The organism is Streptomyces sp. NPDC097617, assembly GCF_044761485.1.
Lineage (GTDB): Bacteria > Actinomycetota > Actinomycetes > Streptomycetales > Streptomycetaceae > Streptomyces.
This window is the reverse complement of the sequence record NZ_JBIWCL010000008.1, coordinates 186,289-208,736: the sequence shown is the minus strand read 5'-3', so window position 1 is coordinate 208,736 and position 22,448 is coordinate 186,289. Positions and strand designations below refer to the sequence as shown.

20 protein-coding genes and 1 tRNA gene are annotated in these 22,448 nt (G+C 71.7%); 6 read left to right on the top strand and 15 right to left on the bottom strand.

Annotated features, from left to right (window positions below):
• Window positions 1–28: 28 nt before the first annotated feature.
• From ACIQZO_RS16540 to ACIQZO_RS16530, 3 genes are all read right to left on the bottom strand, one after another.
• Window positions 29–1,876, bottom strand: a complete 1,848-nt coding sequence (locus ACIQZO_RS16540) for a tetratricopeptide repeat protein (RefSeq protein WP_403626269.1) — start codon at window positions 1,874–1,876, stop codon at window positions 29–31.
• A gap of 201 nt (window positions 1,877–2,077) precedes the next feature.
• A tRNA-Met gene (locus ACIQZO_RS16535) sits at window positions 2,078–2,151 on the bottom strand.
• Window positions 2,152–2,200: 49 nt separating this feature from the next.
• Window positions 2,201–5,080 (bottom strand): UPF0182 family protein, encoded by a 2,880-nt coding sequence (locus tag ACIQZO_RS16530; RefSeq protein ID WP_403626410.1) that lies wholly within the window; start codon window positions 5,078–5,080, stop codon window positions 2,201–2,203.
• Between the two features lie 130 nt (window positions 5,081–5,210).
• Here ACIQZO_RS16530 and ACIQZO_RS16525 point away from each other — a divergent pair, with 130 nt between their 5' ends.
• Complete coding sequence (locus ACIQZO_RS16525; RefSeq protein ID WP_403626266.1) at window positions 5,211–5,780, top strand: PPA1309 family protein; 570 nt, start codon at window positions 5,211–5,213, stop codon at window positions 5,778–5,780.
• 27 nt (window positions 5,781–5,807) lie between these two features.
• Here ACIQZO_RS16525 and ACIQZO_RS16520 read toward each other — a convergent pair whose 3' ends face one another.
• The 4 genes from ACIQZO_RS16520 to ACIQZO_RS16505 all read right to left on the bottom strand — a co-directional run bounded on the left by ACIQZO_RS16520 (window position 5,808) and on the right by ACIQZO_RS16505 (window position 9,227).
• Window positions 5,808–6,893, bottom strand: a complete 1,086-nt coding sequence (locus ACIQZO_RS16520) for a PDZ domain-containing protein (RefSeq protein WP_403626263.1) — start codon at window positions 6,891–6,893, stop codon at window positions 5,808–5,810.
• Window positions 6,894–7,077: 184 nt separating this feature from the next.
• Entirely contained in the window at window positions 7,078–7,293 is a 216-nt protein-coding gene (locus ACIQZO_RS16515; RefSeq protein WP_403626260.1) for a hypothetical protein, read from the bottom strand.
• A 145-nt stretch (window positions 7,294–7,438) separates the two neighbouring features.
• Window positions 7,439–7,900 (bottom strand): molybdenum cofactor biosynthesis protein MoaE, encoded by a 462-nt coding sequence (locus tag ACIQZO_RS16510; protein ID WP_189972258.1) that lies wholly within the window; start codon window positions 7,898–7,900, stop codon window positions 7,439–7,441.
• A 160-nt stretch (window positions 7,901–8,060) separates the two neighbouring features.
• Window positions 8,061–9,227 (bottom strand): SDR family oxidoreductase, encoded by a 1,167-nt coding sequence (locus tag ACIQZO_RS16505; protein ID WP_403626257.1) that lies wholly within the window; start codon window positions 9,225–9,227, stop codon window positions 8,061–8,063.
• 192 nt (window positions 9,228–9,419) lie between these two features.
• Between ACIQZO_RS16505 and ACIQZO_RS16500 the strand changes: the two genes are divergently transcribed.
• Window positions 9,420–10,826, top strand: a complete 1,407-nt coding sequence (locus tag ACIQZO_RS16500; RefSeq protein ID WP_403626255.1) for a zinc-dependent metalloprotease — start codon at window positions 9,420–9,422, stop codon at window positions 10,824–10,826.
• Window positions 10,823–11,353: an NUDIX hydrolase gene (locus tag ACIQZO_RS16495; protein WP_403626252.1), complete on the top strand. Its 531-nt coding sequence runs from the start codon at window positions 10,823–10,825 to the stop codon at window positions 11,351–11,353. Before ACIQZO_RS16500 ends, ACIQZO_RS16495 begins: the two co-directional genes overlap by 4 nt.
• Before the next feature lie 64 nt (window positions 11,354–11,417).
• Here the strand turns inward: ACIQZO_RS16495 and ACIQZO_RS16490 are convergent, their stop codons facing one another.
• The 4 genes from ACIQZO_RS16490 to ACIQZO_RS16475 form a co-directional block, all read right to left on the bottom strand.
• Complete coding sequence (locus tag ACIQZO_RS16490) at window positions 11,418–12,173, bottom strand: AIM24 family protein (protein ID WP_403626249.1); 756 nt, start codon at window positions 12,171–12,173, stop codon at window positions 11,418–11,420.
• A gap of 17 nt (window positions 12,174–12,190) precedes the next feature.
• A complete protein-coding gene (locus ACIQZO_RS16485; RefSeq protein ID WP_403626407.1) occupies window positions 12,191–12,871 on the bottom strand; it encodes an AIM24 family protein in 681 nt (226 codons plus the stop codon).
• Between the two features lie 20 nt (window positions 12,872–12,891).
• Entirely contained in the window at window positions 12,892–14,544 is a 1,653-nt protein-coding gene (locus ACIQZO_RS16480) for a TerD family protein (RefSeq protein WP_403626246.1), read from the bottom strand.
• 139 nt (window positions 14,545–14,683) lie between these two features.
• A complete protein-coding gene (locus ACIQZO_RS16475) occupies window positions 14,684–15,322 on the bottom strand; it encodes a M48 family metallopeptidase (protein ID WP_403626244.1) in 639 nt (212 codons plus the stop codon).
• Between the two features lie 133 nt (window positions 15,323–15,455).
• Here ACIQZO_RS16475 and ACIQZO_RS16470 point away from each other — a divergent pair, with 133 nt between their 5' ends.
• Complete coding sequence (locus ACIQZO_RS16470) at window positions 15,456–16,598, top strand: TOMM precursor leader peptide-binding protein (protein ID WP_403626241.1); 1,143 nt, start codon at window positions 15,456–15,458, stop codon at window positions 16,596–16,598.
• A gap of 55 nt (window positions 16,599–16,653) precedes the next feature.
• A complete protein-coding gene (locus tag ACIQZO_RS16465) occupies window positions 16,654–17,982 on the top strand; it encodes an ABC1 kinase family protein (RefSeq protein ID WP_403626238.1) in 1,329 nt (442 codons plus the stop codon).
• A gap of 328 nt (window positions 17,983–18,310) precedes the next feature.
• Here the strand turns inward: ACIQZO_RS16465 and ACIQZO_RS16460 are convergent, their stop codons facing one another.
• From ACIQZO_RS16460 to ACIQZO_RS16445, 4 genes are all read right to left on the bottom strand, one after another.
• On the bottom strand, window positions 18,311–18,640 hold the full coding sequence (locus ACIQZO_RS16460; RefSeq protein WP_403626235.1) for a hypothetical protein: 330 nt from the start codon (window positions 18,638–18,640) through the stop codon (window positions 18,311–18,313).
• Window positions 18,637–19,008 (bottom strand): WhiB family transcriptional regulator, encoded by a 372-nt coding sequence (locus ACIQZO_RS16455; protein WP_403626232.1) that lies wholly within the window; start codon window positions 19,006–19,008, stop codon window positions 18,637–18,639. The genes ACIQZO_RS16460 and ACIQZO_RS16455 overlap by 4 nt, the downstream gene beginning before the upstream one ends.
• 197 nt (window positions 19,009–19,205) lie before the next feature.
• On the bottom strand, window positions 19,206–19,517 hold the full coding sequence (locus ACIQZO_RS16450; protein WP_403626405.1) for a hypothetical protein: 312 nt from the start codon (window positions 19,515–19,517) through the stop codon (window positions 19,206–19,208).
• A gap of 179 nt (window positions 19,518–19,696) precedes the next feature.
• Window positions 19,697–21,871: an ATP-dependent DNA helicase UvrD2 gene (locus tag ACIQZO_RS16445; RefSeq protein WP_403626229.1), complete on the bottom strand. Its 2,175-nt coding sequence runs from the start codon at window positions 21,869–21,871 to the stop codon at window positions 19,697–19,699.
• A 170-nt stretch (window positions 21,872–22,041) separates the two neighbouring features.
• Between ACIQZO_RS16445 and ACIQZO_RS16440 the strand changes: the two genes are divergently transcribed.
• Window positions 22,042–22,302, top strand: coding sequence for a mycoredoxin (locus ACIQZO_RS16440; RefSeq protein WP_109781268.1), 261 nt, complete (start codon window positions 22,042–22,044; stop codon window positions 22,300–22,302).
• The last annotated feature ends 146 nt before the right edge of the window (window positions 22,303–22,448 follow it).

Below are 22,448 nucleotides of genomic sequence, written 5' to 3'. Positions count from 1 at the left end.
GAGCCGGAGCCGGAGCGGGGTGCGGGGCTCAGGCCGAGAGTTCCTCGGCCAGGGCCTCGCGGAGCCGGGCCGCGCGTTCCGAGACCTCGGCCGGGCCCAGTTCCATGGCGCGCACGCACCACTTCTGGCCCTCCGCGAGGTCCCCGTGGCGGGCCGCCAGCAGGCCGAGGCGCAGGGCGGCGCGGCCGTGGCCCGCCACCGCCGCGCGGGTCCACCACAGGGCGGCCTCCGGCTCGTTGCCCTCGCGGGCCAGCAGCAGACCCAGGTTGAAGGCTCCGTTGCGGGAGCCGGCCTCGGCCGCCTCCCGATACCAGCGGGCGGCGACCGCCAGGTCACCGCGGGCGGCGGCGAGCATGCCGACCCGCACCTGGGCCCGGCGGTGCCCCAGCTCGGCGGCCCGCTCGTACCACTCCTCGCTCTCGGTGCGCGGGGCGCCGCCCGCGGACTCGCCCAGTGCCACCGGCTCCGGCGGCGGGGCCAGCGACTCCAGCAGCGCGGCCAGGCGGAACGCCGCCTCCGCGCTGCCACCGCCCGCCGCGCAGCGCAGGTGCCGCTCGGCCGCCCGGTCCTCGCCGTCGCGGACCAGCGCGATGCCGACCTGGAGCGCCGCGTCGGTGTGACCGGCCGACGCCGCCCGCTCGTACCACTTCAGCGCGGTCCGGTCCTCGTCGCGGCTGGCGAACAGGATCCCGAGGTTGAACGCGGCGTCGACACTGCCCGCCTCCGCCGCCTTCGAGAACCACGGCTCGGCGCCCGCCGCGTCCCCGCCCTGGAGCAGCAGGATCGCCAGCGCGTTGGCCGCCTCGCGGTGCCCGGCGTAGGCCGCGCGCCGGTACCACTGCTCGGCCTGCGCGGTCCGGTCCTGTGCGACGCACAGCAGTGCAAGGTTGTACGCCCCGTTTTGATCGCCCGCGTCCATGGCGGACCGGTACCAGCGCTCCGCGGTCTGCGTCTCGCCGCGAGCGGCGTGCAGCGCGCCCAGCGCGTTGGCGGCGTTGCCGTCGCCGTCCTGCGCCGCCCGGTGCCACCAGACGGCCGCGCTCTCCTCGTCGCCCGCGTCACGCAGCAGGAAGCCGAGCGCGCACGCCGCCCGCGCCTCCCCCTGCTTGGCGGAGGTCAGGTACCAGCGCCCGGCCTCCTTGAGCTCGCCGCGCGCCTCCAGCAGCGCGCCCAGGTGCAGCGCGGCGCGCCGGTGCCCGCGGGCGGCGGCCTGCCGGTACCACTGCTCGGCCTCGGCGGGGTCGCCCTTGCGCAGGTGCCTCGCCAGCCGGTACGCGGCTTCGCGGTGGCCCTGTTCGGCGGCGGCGCGGAACCAGCGCTCGACTCCCTTGTCCCCGCGGTGCTCCAGGAGGTCGGCCAGTCCGTACGCACCCAGCGCGTGGCCGGATTCGGCCGCCTGCCGCATCCAGTACTCGGCGGCGGGCTCGTCCCCGCGCTCGCGGAAGTAGCGGCCCAGGGCGTGCGCGGCGGGGGCGGAGCCGGCGACGGCGGCGACCCGCCACCAGTCGGCGGCCTCCTCCGGGTAGCCGCGCTGGTGCAGGAGCACGCCCAGGTTGTTCGCGGCGGCGCGGTCACCCTCGCCGGTGGCTCCCCGCAGGTACGGCTCGGCGCCGTCGAGGTCGCCGCGGCGCAGCAGCAGCGCGCCGAGCACGCTCATGGCACCGGGGTCGCCCTTGTCGGCGGCCACCCGGTGACGGGCCTCCAGCTCGGCGTCGCTCGCCGCGTCGGTCTCGGCGAACATCTCCTCCGCGAAATCCGCATCGATCAGTGCGGTCTGTGCGGCGACGCCCGGAGTCGCCCCCTCGGCCTCTGTGTCCGTCCCGGACTCCGCCCTCACAAACCGCCCTGTCTCCAGCAGAGTTGACCTGTCCCCCATAAATCCCATCGTCGCATCACCTGCTACCCGCGTACACCTGGTATGTCGCAGCCAGTGAGGTCACTACAGCGTTTTGTCGACATGCCCACAGTGGGGTAAGTCAAACACGCTCAACCGACAACTCACCCTCCCTGGTGACCGCGTGTTGGCCCCGGGCATGACGAAGGCCCGGATCCCATGGATCCGGGCCTTCGTCTTCAGTAGCGGGGACAGGATTTGAACCTGCGACCTCTGGGTTATGAGCCCAGCGAGCTACCGAGCTGCTCCACCCCGCGTCGGTGAAACCACAGTATCACGACACGGGGTGGAGCCATTACCCATTGATCACTGGCCGGACGGTGCGGGCGTCGCGACCTTCGCCTCGGCGTCGATCGCACGCTTCAGCGCCGCCTTGATCTCCTCCTGGGCCTTGCCGAAGGCCGCCCAGTCACCGGCCTGACGGGCCTTCTCGGCATCGTCGATGGCCTTCTGGGCGTCGCCCAGGGCCGCCTTGACCGTCGGGTCCTGAATCGTCGGCGGCGTGACCGTGCCGTCGCCCGGCGGCTGGACCGGGGGCACCGGAACGGTCGGCGCCTCGGCCCCGAAGACCACGTTCAGCGCCTTCTCGAGCGTGTCCTCGAAGGCCGTCTGGTTGCCGTAGGTCACGAGCACCTTGCGCAGCAGCGGGTACTTCAGGCCGGAGCTGCGGACGTAGACCGGCTCGACGTAGAGCATTCCGCCGTCGAGCGGCACCGCGAGCAGGTTGCCGTACTCGATCTCCGAGTCACCACCGCGCAGCAGGCGGATGGACTCGGCGATCTTCGGTTCGGACTGGAACTTGCTCTGCACCTGGCCCGGGCCGTCCGGCGGCTTGCTCGTCGGCATCTTCAGAATGCGGATCTTGCCGTACTCCGGGGTGCCCGGATCGGCGTTGACCGCCATGAAGGCACTCAGGTTGGGCCGCTCGTTCGGCGTGAACGTCGTGGTGAGCGAGAAGACCTGGTCCTTCTCCTTCTGACCCGGCATCTTCATCGACAGGTAGTACGGCGGAACCGCCGTGCCGGCCTTGGTCGTCGGGTCGTCCGGGACCGCCCACGCCTCACTGCCGCTGAGGAAGGTCTGCGGGTCGGTGACGTGGTAGCGGGTCAGCAGCTCGCGCTGGACCTTGAAGAGGTCCTGCGGGTACCGGAGGTGGTCCATGAGCGGCTTGGCGATGTCGGCCTTGGGCTTCACCGTGCCCGGGAAGGCCTTCATCCAGGTCTTCAGGACCGGGTCCGCGGTGTCCCACTGGTACAGGTCGACCGAGCCGTCGTACGCGTCGACGGTGGCCTTCACCGAGTTGCGGATGTAGTTGACCTGGTTCTCCTGGGCGACCACCGCGCGCTGGCTGTTGGTCAGCGAGTCCGCGGTGCTCTGGCCCAGCGTGGTGCGCGAGGCGTACGGGTAGCCGTTGGTGGTCGTGTACGCGTCGACGATCCACTTGATCCGGCCGTCGATCACGGCCGGGTAGGGCGCGCCGTCGATGGTCAGCCACGGGGCGACGGCCTCGACGCGCTGCTTGGGCGTGCGGTTGTAGAGGATCCGCGAGCCGTCGCCGATGGCGCCCGAGTAGAGGATCTGCGGCTCGTTGAAGGTGAGCGCGTAGGCGGCCCGGTTGACCGGGCTGTCCAGATTGACTCCGGAGCCGCCCTTGTAGCTCGTCTCCTTCTCGCCCTTGTCGTCCGAGTAGTCGAGCTCCTTCTGCGGTCCGCCGACGATCGAGTACTGCTTCGTCTGCTCGCCGTAGTAGATGCGCTGCTCGAAGTCCGTGCCGAACATGCCCTTGGAGGGCAGGTCGGACTGGGTGAAGTCGGGGGCGCCGTCCTTCACGGTGGTGCCCTTGGCCGCGACCACGCCGTAGCCGTGCGTGTACTTGAAGTGGTCGTTGATCCAGTTGTTCTTCGGGATGCCGCCGATGTTCAGCTCGCGCAGCCCGATGACCGTGTCCTGGCCGCTGTACCGATCCACGGCCAGCGTGGACGGGAAGGCGTAGTAGCCCTTGACCTGCTGGAGCTGCTGGAACGCCGGCGAGACGATGTTCGGGTCGAGGATGCGGATGCTGGCCGTGGAGTCGGCCTCGGGGCGGAGCTTGCCCCGGTCCTCCGTCTGCGGGACGCCCGGGTAGTCCGTGACCTCGGAGCCGGCGATGCCGTAGGCGTCGCGCGTGGCCTTGATGTTCTTCTGGACGTAGGGGGATTCCTTGGCCTGCTCGTTCGGCTGGACCTGGAACTTCTGCACGATCGCCGGGTAGAGCCCGCCGATCAGGATCGCCGAGAGCACCATCAGGCCGAAGCCGATGACCGGCAGCTGCCAGGTGCGGCGCCACAGCGTCGCGAAGAACAGCACGGCGCAGATCGCGGCGATGGCGACGAGGATCGTCTTCGCCGGCAGGTAGGCGTTCGCGTCGACGTAGCGCAGGCCCGTCCAGTTGTCGGCGGCCTTGAAGTCGCTGGACTTCACGGCCAGCCCGTACCGGTCGAGCCAGTAGGCGACCGCCTTCAGCGTGACGAAGAGGCCGAGCAGCACCGACAGGTGCCCGGTCGCGGCGGCGGTGGCCCGGGCGCCCGGGCTGGTCACGCGCAGTCCGCCGTAGAGGTAGTGCACGACGGCCGCGGCGATCACCGACAGCACGACCGCGGCGAAGCCGAAGCCGAGCAGGAAGCGGTACCAGGGCAGGTCGAAGGTGTAGAAGGACACGTCCATGTGGAACTGCGGGTCCTTCGTACCGAAGGCCACCCCGTTCACGTACATGAGCCAGGTCTTCCACTGACCGGCCGCCGAGGCTCCGGCGATCAGGCCGACGAGCACGGCGATCCCGAGGAGCAGCCACTTCTTGTAGGGGGCGATGCTCATCCGGTACCGGTCGAGGCTCTGCTGTTCCATCGACATCGCGCTGAGCGGCGGCCGCAGCCGGTGGGCCAGCCAGATGTTCAGCCCGACCGCGCCCGCCATCAGCAGACCGAAGACGGCGAAGAGGCCGATCTTGGTCCACAGCGTGGTGGTGAAGACGGTCGAGTACTTCACGGAGCGGAACCAGAGCCAGTCAGTCCAGAAGCCCGCGAACATGATGAAGAGCATGGCCAGGACGGCCAGCACGCCCAGGGTCATGAGGAGAGTTCGGGCCCGCCGGGAGGGGCGGCCGACTCTCATCCGTGGCCCGGAAGGGCCTCCGCCGCGGTCCGGCATCTGGAAAGCCAAGGTGCGCACCTCGAAAGTCGCTGAGTCTGGTAATGAACGGGCCCCCGATCGTAGAGCCCACTCATGCAACTTACTGAGGCTTCGGTCAGTTCCCGGTATCCGGTGGAAAGGAGGCAGGATGTTGTCCATGTCCAACCTTTCACCTTCCCCCGGCACCCCCATGGCGGCCGGCCCGCTGACCCGCGCCTGCCTCGAGATCGACGAGTACGCGGCCGGTCTCGGCTGGGACAAGCCCGCGCGGCTCTTCGCGCTCGTCGACACCGCCCGGCTCAAGAAGCAGGAGCCGGGGCTCGCGAGCCAGCTCGGTCTCGACCAGGACGACGCCGGCAAGTCCTCGCTGACCCCGATCGAGCAGGACGAGGTTCCGAAGGGGACCCCGCTCGACAAGTTCCTGGGCACGATCGCCTGGCCCGACGCCGTCGTCGGCTGCGCGCTGACCGTGGAGCGGCTGATGCTGCCGCCGTCCGCGGAGGCGTCCGTACCGGAGGGCCTGGGCGACAAGCAGCTCTCGAAGTGGGTCGCCGGTCACCCCGAGCGGCAGGAGGTCCGCCTCACCGTGGCCGTGCTGCGCGACGGCTCGCGCGAGTCGGCCGTACGGCTGCGCGAGAAGGACTCCTCGACGGAGGTCCTCACCGGTGCGGGGCTGGTGCCCGGGCTGGCGGAGGCGCTGGCGGCGACCTTCTCGTAGGCCGGATCGTCAGGGGGGACCGATCGGTCAGGGCTTGCACTGCGGCAGCCCTGCCGTGTCCCCCTTGCTGATCTTCTGGAGCGCCTTGGTGGCGTCGTCGATGGTGGCGACCTTGACCAGGGTCAGCCCGCCGGGCACGTTCGAGGCCGCGGAGGCGCAGTTCTCGGCGGGCGTCAGGAAGTACTCGGCGCCGGCCTGCCGGGCACCGATGGTCTTCATCTGGATGCCGCCGATGGGGCCGACCTTGCCCGTGTCGTCGATGGTGCCGGTGCCCGCGACGAACTTGCCGCCGGTCAGATCCTCCGGGGTGAGCTTGTCGACGATGCCGAGGGCGAACATCAGGCCGGCGCTCGGGCCGCCGACGTCCGCGAGCTTGATGTCGATCGTGAACGGGAACGTGTGGTCGGTGCCCGCCCGGATGCCGACGATGGCGTGGCCGTCGCCCTCCGCCTTGCCCGCGGCGATCGTCACCTTCGAGGTGGCGGGGGTCTCGTTGCCGGCCTTCACCGCCTCGGTCGCCTCCTTGGCGGGCACGATGGTGAATTCAACCGGCTCGCCCGGCTTGTGCTTGGTGACGAGCTTGGCCACGTCCTCGGGGGCGACGACGGCGGTGCCGTCCACCGCCTTGACCACGTCACCGGCGTGCAGCCGGCCCTCGGAGGGGCTGTCCTTGACCACCGTGGAGACGATCACCCGGGCGGTGACCGGGACGCCGAGCTGCTTCAGGGCCGCCACCTTGGCGCTCTGCTGCGACTGGCTGAACTCCTCGGCGTTCTCCTGGGTGGACTCCGCCTCGGTCTTGCCGTCCGGGTAGAGGTTCTCGTGCGGGACGACGATGTTGTCGCCGGCCAGCCAGCCGTACACCGCTTCCACCAGGCTCATGTCGTAGTCCGCGCCGGTGACGCGGACCGTCGTCATGTTGAGGTGGCCGCTGGTCGGGTACGTCTTGCGCCCCGAGATGTTGAGAACGGGCGCGCCGTGCGAGTCCCCGAGGGTGTTCACGGTCGGGCCGGGGCTCATCTCGGAGTACGGGACCTTGATGAACACCCCTGCGCAGAGCAGCGCGAACAGCACCAGGGTGGAAGCGAGCATCGTCGCGGTGCGGCGTGGCATGGATCCGACAGTACGGGACGGCCCTGGCGGGCGGCCCTCGGGGCCGGTCCGTACGGGGGCCGTGCGCGAAACTCTCAGCGGTTTCTCACGGACCGCGGCCGAGTCGGCGGCGGTCCGGAGCGGGCCGGACGCGGAGCGTCAGACAGCTCGGACGGCGCGGAAAGCGCGAACAGCTCCGGCGGCGTCAGACGGCATCGGAGGCGGAGTGTGCGGTGTGTGTGGAATGGGCGTCCGCCGTGGCCCTGCCCTGATCGGCATTGGCCATGGCTTCCCGGAAGCGCGCGTAGCCCGCGAGCTCGGATATGTCGCCCTGTGTGCGGTCGCGTGCCGCCCAGCTGCCCCATATCGCCGCTCCGATCGCAGCGACCAGCGGAATCAGCAACCACGCCAAAGACGCCATGAGCGAGCCTCCCTACCCCGAAGTACGTTTCGTTGGTGGCTTCAACGCTCGTGCCCGTGGGGGGGTTACGCAAATCGAGGGCGTGTTGCGCGGCCGAACGGGTGCGAGGTTACCGCCTTCCGGGTGGCACTCCCCGACCGGGGGTTCAGCAGGCGCCGACCCACTCCTCGCTGCCGTCGCTGAAGGTCTGGTGCTTCCAGATCGGGACCTCGTGCTTGAGGTCGTCGATCAGCATCCGGGCGGCCTCGAAGGCCTCGCCGCGGTGCGGGCAGGACACGGCGACGACGACCGCCAGGTCGCCCACGGCCAGGTCGCCGACGCGGTGCACGGCCGCCAGGGCGCGGACGGGGAACTTGGCCACGACGCGCTCGGCCACGCGGCGCATCTCGGCCTCGGCGGTCGGGTGGCAGGAGTAGCCGAGCGAGTCGACGTCCGCCCCGCTGTCGTGGTTGCGCACCGTGCCGACGAAGAGCGTCGTACCGCCCGAGGCGTCGTCTCCGACGGCCTGGAAGACCTCGTCGATCGACAGGGCGGTCTCGCGGATCTGGAGCAGCCGGATCGGGTCCGAAGCGGCCTGCTCACCGGGGTGGTCGAAGTGCGGTGCCATGCCTTCATCGTGCCCTAGCCGCTGACAGGGCGAAATAGCAGATTCGCCCGGGGCGGGGCCGCCGCCTTGGGAGCCTCCTACAGGACGGGCCCGCGCGGGCCCGTCCGTCCGTCCGCCGTCCGTCCGGCCGCAGGGCGGGCTTCCGCGGGTCCGGGCGGGGTCAGATACCGCGCCGCTTGCGCGCCAGGCGGACCGCGGCGGCCGCGCCCAGCAGCGCCACCGTCGCGCCCGCCGCACCGGCGGCCGTGGCGGCGTCCCTGCGGCCCAGGCGGCGGCCCGCGACCGTGTGGCGGCCCGCGACCTCCTGGAGGAGCTCGGCGAGCACCTCCTCGTTGGTCCAGCGCGGCCGCCAGCCCGCCGCGTGCAGCCCGCTGACGCTGACCACCCACGGGTGCATCGTGTACGCGAGGTCTCCGGCCGGGGAGGGGGTCAGGCCGATCCGGTGCAGCCGGGCCGCGGCGCCCAGCGCGACCGCCGAGGGCAGCTCCATGCGGCGGATGCCGCTGAGCTCCTCGACCTCCTCCTGCTCCAGCCACCCCTCGCAGCCCACGGCCAGCTCGCCCTCGACCTTCTCCAGGGCCGCGTACTCCAGGGCGCTGACCAGGTCGTCCACGTGGCAGAACTGCCAGGTCGGGCGGGATCCCGCCACCACGAGCAGCCGCGGGGACTCGAAGTAGCGGGTCAGGGCTGTGTCGGTGCCACCGACCAGGACGGCCGGGCGGATCACGGTGACGTTCAGTCCGGGGTGCGCGCGCGGGGCCCGGCGGCCGAGGCGCTCGATCTCCAGCAGGTCGCCGACGCCGGTCGCCTCGGCGGTGGCCCGCAGCTCGGAGTCCTCGGACAGCGGGATGTCGTTGTCCGGCAGGGCCCCGTAGACCATCGCCGAGGTGCACAGCACGACCCGGTGCACCCCGGCCGCGGCGGCCGCCGTCAGGACGGTCTGGGTGCCGCGCACGTTGTAGGCGGTACGGGCCGCCGGGTCAGTCTCCAGGTCCAGGTCGAGGGCGAGGTGCACCACGACGTCCGCCCCGCGCAGCTTCTCGGCGATCGCGGGGTCCCGTACGTCGAGGATGTGCCACTGCGCGGCGGCGCAGTCCCCCCGCCTCTCGTCGATGGCGACGACCTGCTTGACCTCCTCGGAGGCGGCCAGGCGGGCCACCAGGGCCGCGCCGACCCCGGACGCGGCGCCGGTCACGGCGATCACGGGGCTGCGCCGGCGGATGCCCTGCGGGTTTCGCGGCTGGCGAACGCCGGGGGCGCCGTCACCGGGCTCGGAGCTGTTTTCGTCGTCGGGCATCGCGCGAAACTGCGGATCTGGGGAACTCACCGGGCGTCTCCAGCGGTTGTCTTCAGTAGGGACGCGCCGTGACGCGTACCCACCAGGTGATGTCCATCCTGCCGCAGCCCAGCAGTCGGCGGAGCACCGAGCCCGGATGCGGCCGCGGTGTCTACGCTGGGTGGTGTTGTCGGACCATTGCCCGTCGGCTCCCGCCGGCGGCCCTACGAGCCGAGGAAACCCGTGAGCGACACCCCATTCGGATTCGGCCTTCCGCCGGAGGAGCCGGAAAACGGCGACGAAGGCAAGAAGAAGGGCGACCAGGGCGGTCAGGGCGGCCCGGCGAATCCCTTCGGGTTCCCCGGAATGGGCCTGCCGGGCGGCGCGGGCGCCCCCGGCGCGGACAACCCGTTCGCCGCGATGTTCGGTTCGATGAACCCGAACGACCTCGGCGCCGCCTTCCAGCAGCTCGGCCAGATGCTGAGCTACGAGGGCGGTCCCGTGAACTGGGACATGGCCAAGGACATCGCCCGCCAGAACGTCGCGCAGGGCACCGCGGACGGCGTGAAGGACACCAGCGTCGGCGTCGCCGAGAAGTCCGCCGTCGAGGAGGCCGTGCGCCTCGCCGACCACTGGCTGGACGGGGTGACCTCGCTGCCCTCGGGCGCCACCACGGCCGTGGCCTGGAGCCGCGCCGAGTGGGTCGAGGCGACCCTCCCGGTGTGGAAGGAGCTCGTGGACCCGGTCGCGGAGCGGGTCGGCGCTGCCATGGGCGGGGTCCTGCCCGAGGAGATGCAGGCCATGGCGGGCCCGCTGCTCGGCATGATGCGCTCCATGGGCGGCGCCATGTTCGGCCAGCAGATCGGCCAGGCCGTCGGCACCCTCGCGGGCGAGGTCGTCGGCTCCACGGACATCGGCCTGCCGCTGGGCCCGGCGGGCAAGGCCGCGCTGCTGCCGCTGAACATCGAGGGCTTCGGCAAGGACCTGGGCGTGCCCGCGGACGAGGTGCGGCTCTACCTGGCCCTGCGGGAGGCCGCCCACGCCCGGCTCTTCGCCCATGTGCCGTGGCTGCGCTCGCACCTGTTCGGCGCGGTCGAGGGCTACGCCCGCGGCATCAAGGTCGACACCTCGAAGCTGGAGGACGTGGTCGGCCAGCTGGACCCGTCCAACCCGGAGCAGCTGCAGGAAGCGCTCCAGGGCGGCATGTTCCAGCCGCAGGACACCCCCGAGCAGAAGGCCGCCCTGGCCCGCCTGGAAACGGCGCTCGCGCTGGTCGAGGGCTGGGTCGACGCGGTCGTGCACGAGGCCGCCAAGCCCCGCCTGACCTCGGCGGACGCGATGCGCGAGACCATGCGGCGGCGGCGCGCCTCGGGCGGTCCGGCCGAGCAGACCTTCGCGACGCTCATCGGCCTGGAGCTGCGGCCGCGCCGGCTGCGGGACGCCTCGCGGCTGTGGGCCTCGCTCACCGATGCCCGGGGCGTGGACGGCCGCGACGGCCTGTGGGAGCACCCGGACATGCTGCCGACGGCCTCGGACCTGGACGACCCGGACGGTTTCGTGCACCGCGAGCAGCTGGACTTCTCCGAGATCGACAAGATGCTCGGCGAGGCCGCCGAGAAGCGCGAGCAGGACGGCGACGAGAAGAAGTGACCCTGCACGAAGACGCTGTCCTGGTACTGAAGGCGTACGAGGACCAGAGCGAGTTGCGCGATCTCTACCTGGAGCACCTGGCGGCCCACCCGGACGGGGTCTACAAGCCGTGCGGGGCCGGGCACATCACGGGCAGCGCGCTGGTCGTCGACCCGGTGCGCGGGCGCGTCCTGCTGACCCTGCACAAGAAGCTCGGCATGTGGCTCCAGATGGGCGGCCACTGCGAGCCCGGTGACCGCACCCTCGCGGAGGTGGCGCTGCGCGAGGCCCGCGAGGAGTCGGGCATCGCGTCGGGCCTGACCCTGGTCGAGGGCGGCCCGGTGCGCCTGGACCGGCACCCGATCCCGGCTCCGTGCCACTGGCACCTGGACGTGCAGTACGCGGCGCTGGCCCCGGCCGGCGCGGTGGCGGAGATCAGCGAGGAGTCCCTGGACCTGCGCTGGTTCCCGTACGAGGAGGTGGCGGCGGTGGCCGACGCCTCCGTCGTACGGCTGCTGGAGGCGACCTTGGCCCGGCTCGGCGGCTGAGCGCGCGGACGCGGCGAAGGGGCGGCCCCTCGGAGGGACCGCCCCTTCGCCGTGCCGGGAAGGATCAGTTCCAGGCGTTGTTCTGGTTCTGCGCGTGGGAGCCCTGCTGGCCCATGCCGAACTGCGCGGCGGCGCCCTGGCCGAGCTGGGCGTTCTGCGGCGGCAGCACCTCGCTGGGCTGCACCAGCGCGACGCCGGTGCCGAGGAAGCTCAGCTCCCAGCCCTCGCCGGTGTTTCCGCGGCGCCGCCACACCCCGCTGGAGTGCGTCTGGGCCTGCATCTGCACCCGCAGCGAGGTGGACCAGGCGACGATGGCGTCCGCGTCGACGTTGACGTACTTGTCGGGCGTGACGTGCATCATCAGCGGCTGCCCGGAGGTCATCAGGGCGACCTTGCCACGGCCGGAGATGTTGAGCTGGTACTTGCCCGATCCGGAGATCCCGTACTGGCTGTCCACCGCGATGACCTCGGTGTGCAGGGCGGAGTCCAGGGCCAGCACGTAGCTGCTGTCGACCGTGAGGCCGTCCTGGTCCACGTCGATGACGTGGACGTACTGGGCCAGATTGGCCAGGTAGACCGTGCCCTGCCCGGAGCAGCGCATGAGGTCCAGGCCCTCGCCGGTGCGCTGGCGGGCGTTGCGCTGGCTCGTGCTCTGGTACTCGCCGTCGAAGTCGATGATCCCCTGGTAGGCGACCATCGCGCCCTTACGGGCGAGTACGTCGTCGGAGCCGGTCAGCGAGACCCGCAGCAGCTGCGGGTTCTGGATGGCGTAGCGGTCCTGGGACTGCGCCTCGGCGTGGGTGAAAAGTGCGCTCTGCATGATGTGTCCGCTCCCCCTCAGCCCCGGGCCCGGAGCCGGTCGGTGCTGTCCTCGCTGGGCTGCACGACGACGATGCCCTGGCCGGAGAAGGCCATCTGGTAGGCCTCCCCGCTGCCCCGGCCGATCATCGACGAGGCCTTGAAGCTGCGCTTTCCCTTGACCTTGAGATTCGGCGACCAGGCGACGAGTGCGTCGGGGTCGACGTACGTCTCGTCCTCGCCGCGGCCGCAGTCGACCACGATCGGGGTGCCGCGGGAGGTCAGGGCGACCCACCCGGTGCCCGCGATCTGCACGTTGAACAGGCCCTGGCCGGCGAACTTGGCGAGGCCCTTGACCCGCTCGACGCCCCACTGGAGGTGGGCGTCGAAGGCGAGCAGGTTGGTGCCGTTGACCGAGAGCGAGTCATTGTTGAGGTTGATGACGACCACGTCGGCGGCGTAGTCGGCGAGGTAGAGCAGGCCGTCGCCGGTGCACTTCATCAGCGGGGCGCCTTCGCCGGTGACCCACTGCGAGGCCATCTGGCGGACGGCCGGCGGGTTGGGCTCGTACTGGACGAAGCCCTCGTAGGCGACCATCGAGCCGGTGCGGGCGAAGAGGTCCTGGCCGCTCTGCATGGCGACCTTGAGCATGGCCCGGCCGTGGTTCTCCATGCGGGCCGTGACGGGGGTGGGGGCGAAGCCCGCGAGTTGCTGGTTCATTGCGTTCATGTCGGGCTCCCTCAGACCTCGTACGGCTGGACGACGATGAAGTTGCCGGGAGCGCCGCGGAACTGGAGGTTCACGGTCTCCCCGCTGTGGCCGGGGTAGGCGTTGCGCCGCAGCCGGACCTGACTGGAGATGATCACCTGCGAGGCGGCGGACCACGCGACGATGGCGTTGCTGTCCGCGAAGGTGGTCGGGGTGACGGGCAGGACCACCGGGACGCCGTGCGTCTTGACGATGACCGTGCCGGTGCCCTGGAACTGCATGGTGAACAGGGCGCCGCCGGGGATGCCGTGGCCCTCGATGCGGCGCACCTCGTGCTGGAGCGACTCGTCGAAGGCGAGGACGGCCTCGGCGGAGACGCAGATCCCGTCGCCCTGGAGCTCGATGGCGTGCAGGTGGGCGCCGTTCTCGGCGAGGAAGACCTGGCCGCGGCCGGTGCAGCGCATGAGCTGCATCTCCTGGCCGGTGGCGTTGCCGACGATGCGGCCGGCGAAGCCCGCGCCCTTGTAGCTGAAGTCGACCTTGCCCTGGTAGAGGACCATGCTGCCCTGGCGGGCGAGGACGGCCTGGCCGCCCATCGACAGGTCGACGCGCATGAGCTGCTGGTTCTGCGGGGTCCAGCGGGTGCCGGTGGGGGCTTCCTTGTACGGCTGGAGCGCGGCGGCGAGGCCGGCACCGGCGGCGGGTACGCCCTGCGGGGCGTAGCCGGGCTGCTGGCCCGGGGGCTGGCCGGGGACCTGGCCGTAGCCCGGCTGCTGCCCGTAGGGAGCGGGGGCCGGGGCGGGCGGCGGGACCTGGCCCGGGTACTGACCGGGGACCTGGCCCGGCACCTGTCCGGGGACCTGGCCGTACGAGGGCTGCTGCGGCGGCTGGCCGTACGGCGCGGGGGCCGGCGGGGCGAGCGGCGCGGCCATGGTGGGCGCGGAGTGCACCGGGGCCGGGGCCGCGGGCTGCTGGTACTGCGGCTGCGGCGCGGCGCCGGGCGCGGGCACGGGCGCGCCGAAGGACGGCGCGGGGGCCGGGGCCTGCGGGGCCTGGGCGGGGGCGCCGAACGACGGCGCCGGGGCGGCCGACTGCGGCGGCGGGGCGAAGCCGGGCGATGCGGCGGCGGGGGCCTGCTGCACCGGCTGCGCCTCCTCGGCGGCGACCTCGCCGCCGAAGTTCCGCAGCAGCGCGTCGAGGCCGCCGTCGAAGCCCTGGCCGACGGCGGCGAAGCGCCACACGTCCTTCAGGTAGAAGTCGCCGAGCATCACGGCCCGCTCGGTGGTGAACTCCGCACCGGTGAACGCGTACCGGACGACCTCTTCGCCGCCGGCCACGATCCGGATGTGGCCCGGGCCGATCTGCGACATCTGTCCGGCGCCGTCGATGGTGGCGGTGAAGGACAGTTTGTGGATGGACGGCGGAATGCGGTCCAGCGTCACCCGGAAGGATTCGGTGTCGCCCGACTGCGCACCGAGTTGCTGAATGGACTCTTCCGGCGACTTCGGCTGATTGAAGAAGACGAAGTAACGGTCGTCCGACAGCTGCTCATTGGCGTCGAGGCCGAAACAGCTGATGTCGAAGGCGAGTCCGGACCCGGCGATCTGGACGCCTACGTAGAGATCGGTGCCTGCTGTGAGATCACTGACCTTGGCCTTGTGGCCGCGTTGGAATTCCCTGGCCATACGTACGACCGTCCCCCATCCCGACTGTGAATGCGTGCCGCTCAGGCTAACGGCAACTGCCGACATCCGGCCAAGCCGGTACCGACCCGGTACAAAACACTCTGCGTGACGTGATGGACGGCCGCCGCAGCCCGCCGGCTCACTCGTCGCGGGCGGCCGGAACCGTGGGCAGCCGCTCGGCGGCGACCACGCCCTCCAGGTAGCCGCGGGCCCGCTCGGTACGCAAATAGGCCTCCAGCAGCTCCCAGAAGCGGGGTCCGTGGCCGGGCACGAGGAGGTGGGCCAGCTCGTGGAGGAGCACGTAGTCGACGACGTACTCGGGCATCCCCTGGAGCCGGTGCGAGAGCCGGATGCTGCCTTCGGCGGGGGTGCAGGAGCCCCAGCGGGTGTTCTGGTTGGTGACCCAGCGGACCGTACGGGGGCGGGCGCGGCCGTCGAAGTACTGCTCGGACAGCTGTGCGGCGCGCTCGGTGAGCTCGGCGTCCCCGAAGGTGCGTTTGCTCTCCTGGGCGGCCAGTTTGTCGAGCATGACGCCCACCCAGCGCTGCTCCTCCGCCTCGGACATCCGGGCAGGGATGAGGACGACCGTACGGTCACCCTCGCGATAGGCGGATACGGTCCTGCGGCGGCGCGCGCTCCGGCGGACTTCGACGGCGCGCTGCGATGGGTCGGCGGACACGCCACGACGGTACCCGGTGGCGGCGGCGGAAGTCCCGCCCGTCCGCGGTTCGAACACGAGGGATTCGCGGCCGATTTCAGGAACTCCATTTCCCTTCATCTCATATGCCTAATACCTCGCACCTGTGGACAAATTCCTGCACGGATTCCAGTGGGCGGGCACTGTTACGGAAGAGCAGAGGAACGGGAAACGGGCGGTGCGCATGCGCACCGGATATCGAGGGGGACATGACATGTATCCGAAGGTGAAGCCGGCGCTGGCGCGGGCATGGCGGGATCTGCAGACGGTTCAGTTCGGGGTGACACCCGCCCATGCGGTGGTGCTCGGCCCCGTGGACACGGCGACGGGCACGCTGATCGACCGGATCGACGGGACCCGGGGGATGGAGCTGCTGCGGGCCGAGGCCTCGGGGATGGGGCTGCCTGACGGCCGGGCCGACGAGGTGGTCAGGACGCTGGCGGGGGCCGGCCTGCTCGACGACGCCACGGCGGGCGGTGCACGGGCCCAGGCCGTGCGGGGGCATCCGGAGACCGTGGAGCGGCTGGGCCCGGATCTGGGTTCGCTGTCACTGGTCCACCGGGAGCCGGGCGGGGACTTACGGGCGATCGCCGCCCGCCGGGCGATACGGGTCCGGGTGCGCGGGAGCGGGCGGGTCGGGGCGGTGATCGCCGCGGTCCTGGCGGGAGCGGGTGTGGGCCGGGTCGAGGTGCTCGACGGGGGCCGGGTGGAGCCGGCGGACGTGGCGCCGGGCGGGCAGGACGCCGGGAGCGTGGGCCGGCCGCGGGCGGAGTCCGCGGGCCGGCTGGTGCGCGAGTCGGCCCCTGGGCGCACCCCGAGGACGGGGGAGGACGAGGGGCCGGACCCGGGGCTGGCCCTGGTGGTCGTCGCACCCCGGGACGGTCTTGACGCCTGGGCCCCGGATCCGGACACCGCGGCCGACTGGGTCGCCGCGGGCATCCCCCACCTGTATGCGGGGGTGTTGGAGGGCACCGGTCTGGTGGGGCCCCTGGTGCTGCCGGGCTCGACCGCGTGCGCGGGGTGCATGGAGCGCGACCGCGTGGACCGCGACGCGGCCTGGCCGCGGATGCTGGTGCAATGGCGCTCGGCCCACCGACGCCGCGCGGGCGTGGCCTGTGACCTGGGTCTGTCCACGGCGGTCGCCGGCCTGGCCGCGGCCCACGCCCTCGCCTTCCTCGACGGCTCGCTGCCCGCGTCCACCGCCGCCCGCTGGGAGGCCGCCCTCCCCACCCTCCACTGGGAATCCGCCCCGGTCCACCCCCATCCGCAGTGCCCCTGCGGGGCGAACGGGGAGCGCCCCGCAGGGGCGCCAGGGCCTGGGGCAGGTGCCCTCCTCCGAGCCGCGAGGAGGCCATGACAGGATGCTGGAAAACGCCGATCGCGGCGCGGCTGTCTGGGACATGGAGGGGCGTATGTCTGATCTTCCCCGGAAGGCGGTCACCCGTACCGTCAAGCTGGCCGCGCTGCCGCTGGGCATCGCGGGCCGGGCCACGTGGGGTCTGGGCAAGCGGCTCGGGGGCAAGTCCGCCGAGATCGTGGCGCGCGAGCTCCAGCAGCGCACCGCCGAGCAGTTGTTCCGCACGCTCGGGGAGCTGAAGGGCGGTGCCATGAAGTTCGGGCAGGCCCTGTCGGTCTTCGAGTCGGCCCTGCCCGAGGAGGTCGCGGGGCCCTACCGGGCCGCGCTGACCAAGCTTCAGGAGGCGGCCCCGCCACTACCCGCGGCGACGGTGCACCAGGTCCTGACGGATCGTCTGGGAGCCGACTGGCGGGACCTGTTCGAGGAGTTCGAGGACAAGCCGGCCGCGGCGGCCTCCATCGGGCAGGTGCACCGGGCGGTGTGGCACGACGGGCGGCAGGTGGCCGTCAAGGTCCAGTACCCGGGGGCCGGCGAGGCGCTGCTGTCGGATCTGAAGCAACTGGCCCGGTTCGCGGGGCTGCTGGGGCCGCTGATCCCCGGCATGGAGATCAAGCCGCTGATCAAGGAGTTGCGCGACCGGGTCGCGGAGGAGCTCGACTACGAGCTGGAGGCCGAGGCGCAGCGGACGCACTCGGACGCGTTCGTGGACGACCCGGACGTGGTCGTGCCGGACGTCGTGCACCAGGGCGACCAGGTGCTGGTGACCGAGTGGATGGAAGGGACCCCGCTGTCGGAGGTGATTGCCGACGGCACCCAGGAGGAGCGCGATCGCGCCGGACAGCTCCTGGCCCGGTTCCTGTTCTCCGGTCCGGCACGCACCGGTCTGCTGCACGCGGACCCGCACCCGGGCAACTTCCGGCTGATAGCGGGGGCGGACGGCCGGATGCGGCTGGGGGTCCTGGACTTCGGCACGGTCGACCGGCTGCCCGGGGGCTGGCCCAAGCCCATCGGCAGGTCGCTGCGGATGACCCTGGACGGTGACGCCGAGGGGGTCTACGGGCACCTGCGCGGGGAGGGGTTCGTGAAGGAGTCCATCGATCTCGACCCCGACGCGGTGCTGGACTATCTGAAGCCGATCATCGAGCCCGCCGAGGCCGAGGAGTTCACCTTCACCCGGCCGTGGCTGCGCGGCCAGGCGGCGCGGATCGCCGATCCCCGCTCCCCCGCGCACCAGTTGGGCCGGCAGATCAATCTGCCGCCCTCGTACCTGCTGATCCACCGCGTGACGCTGAGCACCATCGGGGTGCTGTGCCAGCTGGGCGCGACGGTGCGGCTGCGGGACGAACTCGACAGCTGGCTGCCGGGGTTCGCTCCGGCCGAGTGAGGGCCTCGGGCTGATCCCGGCGTCACCACCAGGACGAGTCGAGCCTGCCCTCGATCGCCCGGAGATTGGCGCGCGCGCAATCGACGCAGAAGTACTGTCTGGTCCCGTTCTCCACGGAGCAGGTCCAGGTGGGCGGGATCTCGCCCGGGGGCCTCGTGCCACAGCCCGCGCAGACGACGGGCTGGGCCTCGGATCCCGACGGGCCGGGACGGGGAGTCGGCTGGTCCACCTCCAGACGATATCCCCGCCCGGGGCGGACAGCGGTCCGCAACGCACCGAGGGGACCGGTCCGTGCGGACCGGTCCCCCGGGGATGCTGTTTTCAGTTCTTAGTGCATGACGGCCATGGCCAGCGCGCGCCGGGCGCGCAGGGAGGCGCGCTCGGCACGCCGCTGCATGCGGCGGGCGGCGACCAGGCGCACGGCGTGACGCTCGGCGTCCGCCTCACGCATGCGGTCGTCCATATGGGCACGGGCCAGGGCTTCTGGGATGAGTTGCATTTCGCGGGTCCTGTTCTGACGCGAGGTCATCGCGCCGGCGGTGATGAAGTCTGCGTGGGCGGCGCCGTGGGGCTGCTCGCTCGTGGTGTGGACGGTCATGAGGGCCTGCTTCAAGGGGTCGTGCGTCAGGGGGCGGTCGATGGTGCCGATGGCGGTCATGCCGAGACAACCGGGTTCTTGCGCGGACGGCCACGGGGACGCTTGCGGGCGACGACGACACCCTGGACGAAGAGCTCGCCACCCCAGACACCCCAGGGCTCGCGGCGCTCGCTCGCCCCGGCGAGGCAGGCCTCGACCAGCGGGCAGGTGCGGCAGAGCGACTTGGCGTACTCGACGTCCGCCGGGGACTCGGCGAAGAAGACCTCGGGGTCGAAGGTGCGGCACGGGACGGGTACGCCGAGGTTCTCGATGGCGTCGTCGAGCGCGGTCAGCGCAGTGAGCGGGGTCAAGGTGTGGTCCTCCGGGACTGCGGGCGGGGAGATCAGGCGGGTCTGCGGTACTGACGGGGCGTGCGCTTCGAGTTGCACGGTGGTTTCTTCCTCGTCTTGTTCGGCTAGTCGTTCCGGCCGGTCGGCCGGGTTCGGCTGGGTTGTGCTCTCACACCGACTGGCTCTGCCAGTCCCGAGACCCCTTCGCTCCGTCGCCCCCGGTCGGGGACAAACAGAAGGGCCGCGGATCCCGGATGGGGTTCCGCGGCCCTGAAGGCGCCGGCCTGATCATGCGATCAGACTGGATCACTCCAGGGTTCGAGCCCGCGGAAGGCCCACATCAGGTGGTGCTGCTGCTTCGTCTGCTTCTTCAGGGATCCGGCACCGGCTGCGGCAGCAAATCCATAGGCGCCATGCGCCTGCGCTTCTGCTGCCAGTACTGCCACCGGTGCCTGGGTCGGTCGCTCATTGCGCTCACTGACCGGAAGGATCGCCAGCAGGGCGGGGCGGTCGGCGGAAATCGCGGACACACCGGTACCCAGGGGGGAGACGGAACCGAGCAGGCAGGAAGCGTCGACCGAGCGATCGGTCATTTTGGTGAAGGTCATGAAGTTGGTCACTGGTCTCGCCTCCTCTCGGCGTCTCGGGGACCCGGCCCGAGGGCCTGTCCCATGCGTATTCGGATAAGTACAGCACGGGTCCAGGGCTTCGGAGAAGCCACCGTTTCCGTTGCTAAGAACCTATGGGTCTTCGCTGGGCATGTGCAAACTATTTTTCCGACGAGTTTCTACGCGTCGTCAGGATCCCCGACCCCAACCTCCTGACCTGCGCAGATGGCCAGGACCTCGGCTCCGTACCGATCAAGCTTACGACCACCCACTCCGGAGATCATCGAGAGCTCCCCCTCCTCGGACGGCGCGGCCTCCGCGATGGCCATCAGCGTCTTGTCCGTGAAGACGCAGTAGGCGGGCAGGCCTTGCTCCGCCGACTGTGCCGCGCGCCACTCCCGCAGCCGCTCGTAGAGCCCTTCGTCCATGTCGGACGGGCAGTCCTCGCAGCGCATCAGCTTCAGCTCGCCGGCCTCCGTCAGGGTCTTGCCGCAGACCCGGCACAGCGCCGGACCGCGGCGGGCGCGCTTGCGCGGCCCTCGCTCGGCCGCGGAGCCCGGCCCGCTGCCCGCGGCCGCGGAGCCCGGCCGCAGGCCGTTCAGGAAGCGGCTGGGGCGCCTGGAGGCCCGGCCGCCGGGAGCGCGGGAGAGGGCCCAGGAGAGGGTCAGGTGGTGGCGGGCGCGGGTGACGCCGACGTACAGCAGCCGCCGCTCCTCCTCGACCTGCTCGTCGGTCTTCGCATAGGTGATCGGCAGCATGCCGTCGGTGAGGCCCGCGAGGAACACGGCGTCCCACTCCAGGCCCTTCGCCGCGTGCAGCGAGGCGAGGGTCACCCCCTGGACGGTCGGGGCGTGCTGGGCCGCCTTGCGCTCCTCCAGCTCGACCGTGAGGTCCGCCAGGGTGGCCCCGGGCCGGGCGCGCGCGAAGTCCTCGGCGAGCCGGACCAGCGCGGCCAGCGATTCCCACTGGTCGCGCACGGCGCCGGAGCCGGCGGGCGGCTGGGGGCTCCAGCCGATGGAGCTGAGCACCGCCCGGACCTGGGAGCCCAGTTCCACGACGTCGTCGAGCAGCGGGTCGTTCCCGCCGGAGCGGGCGGCGCCGCGCAGCGCGACGGTCGCCTTCTGGACCTCCTGGCGCTCGAAGAACCGCTCGGCCCCGCGCAGCTGGTAGGGGACGCCGGCGTCGGCGAGGGCCTGCTCGTAGACCTCGGACTGGGCGTTGATGCGGTAGAGCACGGCGATCTCGCCGGCCGGGACGCCGGCGGCGATCAGGTCCCGGATCCGGTGGGCGACGCCCTCGGCCTCTGAGGGCTCGTCCGCGTACTCGGCGTAGACGGGGTCGGGGCCGCTCTCGCGCTGCGAGATCAGTTCCAGCCGGTGCTCGGCGGCCCGGCCCTTGGCCTGATTCAGGAGCCCGTTGGCGAGGTGGACCACCTGGGGGGTGGAGCGGTAGTCGCGGACCAGCTTGACCACGGTGGCCTGCGGGTAGCGGGTGCGGAAGTTCAGCAGGTGGTCGGGGGTGGCGCCGGTGAAGGAGTAGATCGTCTGGCTGGCGTCGCCGACGACGCAGAGGCTGTCGCGCTCGCCGAGCCACAGGTCCAGCAGCCGCTGCTGGAGCGGGCTGACGTCCTGGTACTCGTCGACGACGAAGTGCTGGTACTGGCTGCGGATCTGCTCGGCGATGTCGTGGCGGTCCTGGAGGATGCCGACGGTCAGGAGCAGCACGTCCTCGAAGTCGATCATGCCGCGGTCGCGCTTGAGCTGCTCGTACGTCCCGTAGATCTGGGCGATCTCGGCCAGGTCCCGGGGGGCCTCGCGGCCCGACTTGATGGCGGCCACCGGGTAGTCGGCGGGCACGGTCTGGGTGACCTTCGCCCATTCGATCTCGCCCGTGACGTCGCGCAGCTCGCCCCGGTCGAGGCGGATGCGGCAGCGCGCGCCTGCCTCGGCGACGAACTGGATCTTGCGTTCCAGCAGCCGGGGCACGTCCCCGCCGACCGCTCTGGGCCAGAAGTACTGGAGCTGGCGCAGGGCGGCGGAGTGGAAGGTGCGGGCCTGCACCCCGCCCGCGCCCAGGGTGCGCAGGCGTCCGCGCATCTCGCCCGCGGCGCGGTTGGTGAAGGTGACGGCCAGCACGCTGGCCGGCATGAGCTGCCCGGACCGGACGCCGTAGGCGATGCGGTGGGTGATGGCACGGGTCTTGCCGGTACCGGCTCCCGCCAGCACGCACACCGGCCCGCGCAGGGTCGTCGCGACCTCGCGCTGCTCCGGGTCGAGGCCCAGGAGCACCGCGTCGGCCGAGTCGGCGGAGTCCGGGCCACCCGGGAACGATGAGGAGTGCGTTGCTGCTGTCACCCCGCCATGCTGCCAGGTCTCCTGGGTCGGGCGGGAAAGTTGTCCACAGGCAGTGCGTATCAGTCGTATCGGTCACACCGGGTGCGCGAGGGCGACCCTACGGGAATGGCCGCCGGGTCCCGTACGTTCGTGTACTCGGACCACCGAGCCCTCACGAAGGAGAGCGCAGCATGCAGGACACGGGCACCGTCACGATGTACAGCACGACCTGGTGCGGCTACTGCCGCCGGCTGAAGAGCCAGCTGGACCGGGAAGGCATCGCGTACAACGAGATCAACATCGAGCTCGACCCGGAGTCCGCGGCGTTCGTGGAGAAGGCCAACGGCGGAAACCAGACCGTGCCCACCGTGCTCGTGAAGTCCGCCGCGGGCAGCGAGTCCGTGATGACGAACCCGAGCCTGGCGCAGGTCAAGCAGGCTCTCGCCGTCTGACCTGCCGCCCGGCCGGCGCACGGCGGGGATGCGGTAGGAACAGAGGCGGGACACAGCGGAGGGGCCCCCCCCCGGCGGGGGGCCCCCCCCGGGTGCCCCCCCGGGGGCGGGACGGCGGGTTAGGGGCGGCCGTCCGCCCCGGGGCC

Excerpts from the sequence above, each read along its gene's own strand:
- ACIQZO_RS16540 (WP_403626269.1), bottom strand. The coding sequence starts at position 1,876 with ATGGGGGACAGGTCAACTCTGCTGGAGACAGGGCGGTTTGTGAGGGCG.
- ACIQZO_RS16530 (WP_403626410.1), bottom strand. The coding sequence starts at position 5,080 with ATGCCGGACCGCGGCGGAGGCCCTTCCGGGCCACGGATGAGAGTCGGC.
- ACIQZO_RS16525 (WP_403626266.1), top strand. The coding sequence starts at position 5,211 with ATGTTGTCCATGTCCAACCTTTCACCTTCCCCCGGCACCCCCATGGCG.
- ACIQZO_RS16520 (WP_403626263.1), bottom strand. The coding sequence starts at position 6,893 with ATGCCACGCCGCACCGCGACGATGCTCGCTTCCACCCTGGTGCTGTTC.
- ACIQZO_RS16515 (WP_403626260.1), bottom strand. The coding sequence starts at position 7,293 with ATGGCGTCTTTGGCGTGGTTGCTGATTCCGCTGGTCGCTGCGATCGGA.
- ACIQZO_RS16510 (WP_189972258.1), bottom strand. The coding sequence starts at position 7,900 with ATGGCACCGCACTTCGACCACCCCGGTGAGCAGGCCGCTTCGGACCCG.
- ACIQZO_RS16490 (WP_403626249.1), bottom strand. The coding sequence starts at position 12,173 with ATGCAGAGCGCACTTTTCACCCACGCCGAGGCGCAGTCCCAGGACCGC.
- ACIQZO_RS16485 (WP_403626407.1), bottom strand. The coding sequence starts at position 12,871 with ATGAACCAGCAACTCGCGGGCTTCGCCCCCACCCCCGTCACGGCCCGC.
- ACIQZO_RS16480 (WP_403626246.1), bottom strand. The coding sequence starts at position 14,544 with ATGGCCAGGGAATTCCAACGCGGCCACAAGGCCAAGGTCAGTGATCTC.
- ACIQZO_RS16475 (WP_403626244.1), bottom strand. The coding sequence starts at position 15,322 with ATGAAGGGAAATGGAGTTCCTGAAATCGGCCGCGAATCCCTCGTGTTC.
- ACIQZO_RS16470 (WP_403626241.1), top strand. The coding sequence starts at position 15,456 with ATGTATCCGAAGGTGAAGCCGGCGCTGGCGCGGGCATGGCGGGATCTG.
- ACIQZO_RS16465 (WP_403626238.1), top strand. The coding sequence starts at position 16,654 with ATGTCTGATCTTCCCCGGAAGGCGGTCACCCGTACCGTCAAGCTGGCC.
- ACIQZO_RS16460 (WP_403626235.1), bottom strand. The coding sequence starts at position 18,640 with ATGACCGCCATCGGCACCATCGACCGCCCCCTGACGCACGACCCCTTG.
- ACIQZO_RS16450 (WP_403626405.1), bottom strand. The coding sequence starts at position 19,517 with ATGACCTTCACCAAAATGACCGATCGCTCGGTCGACGCTTCCTGCCTG.
- ACIQZO_RS16440 (WP_109781268.1), top strand. The coding sequence starts at position 22,042 with ATGCAGGACACGGGCACCGTCACGATGTACAGCACGACCTGGTGCGGC.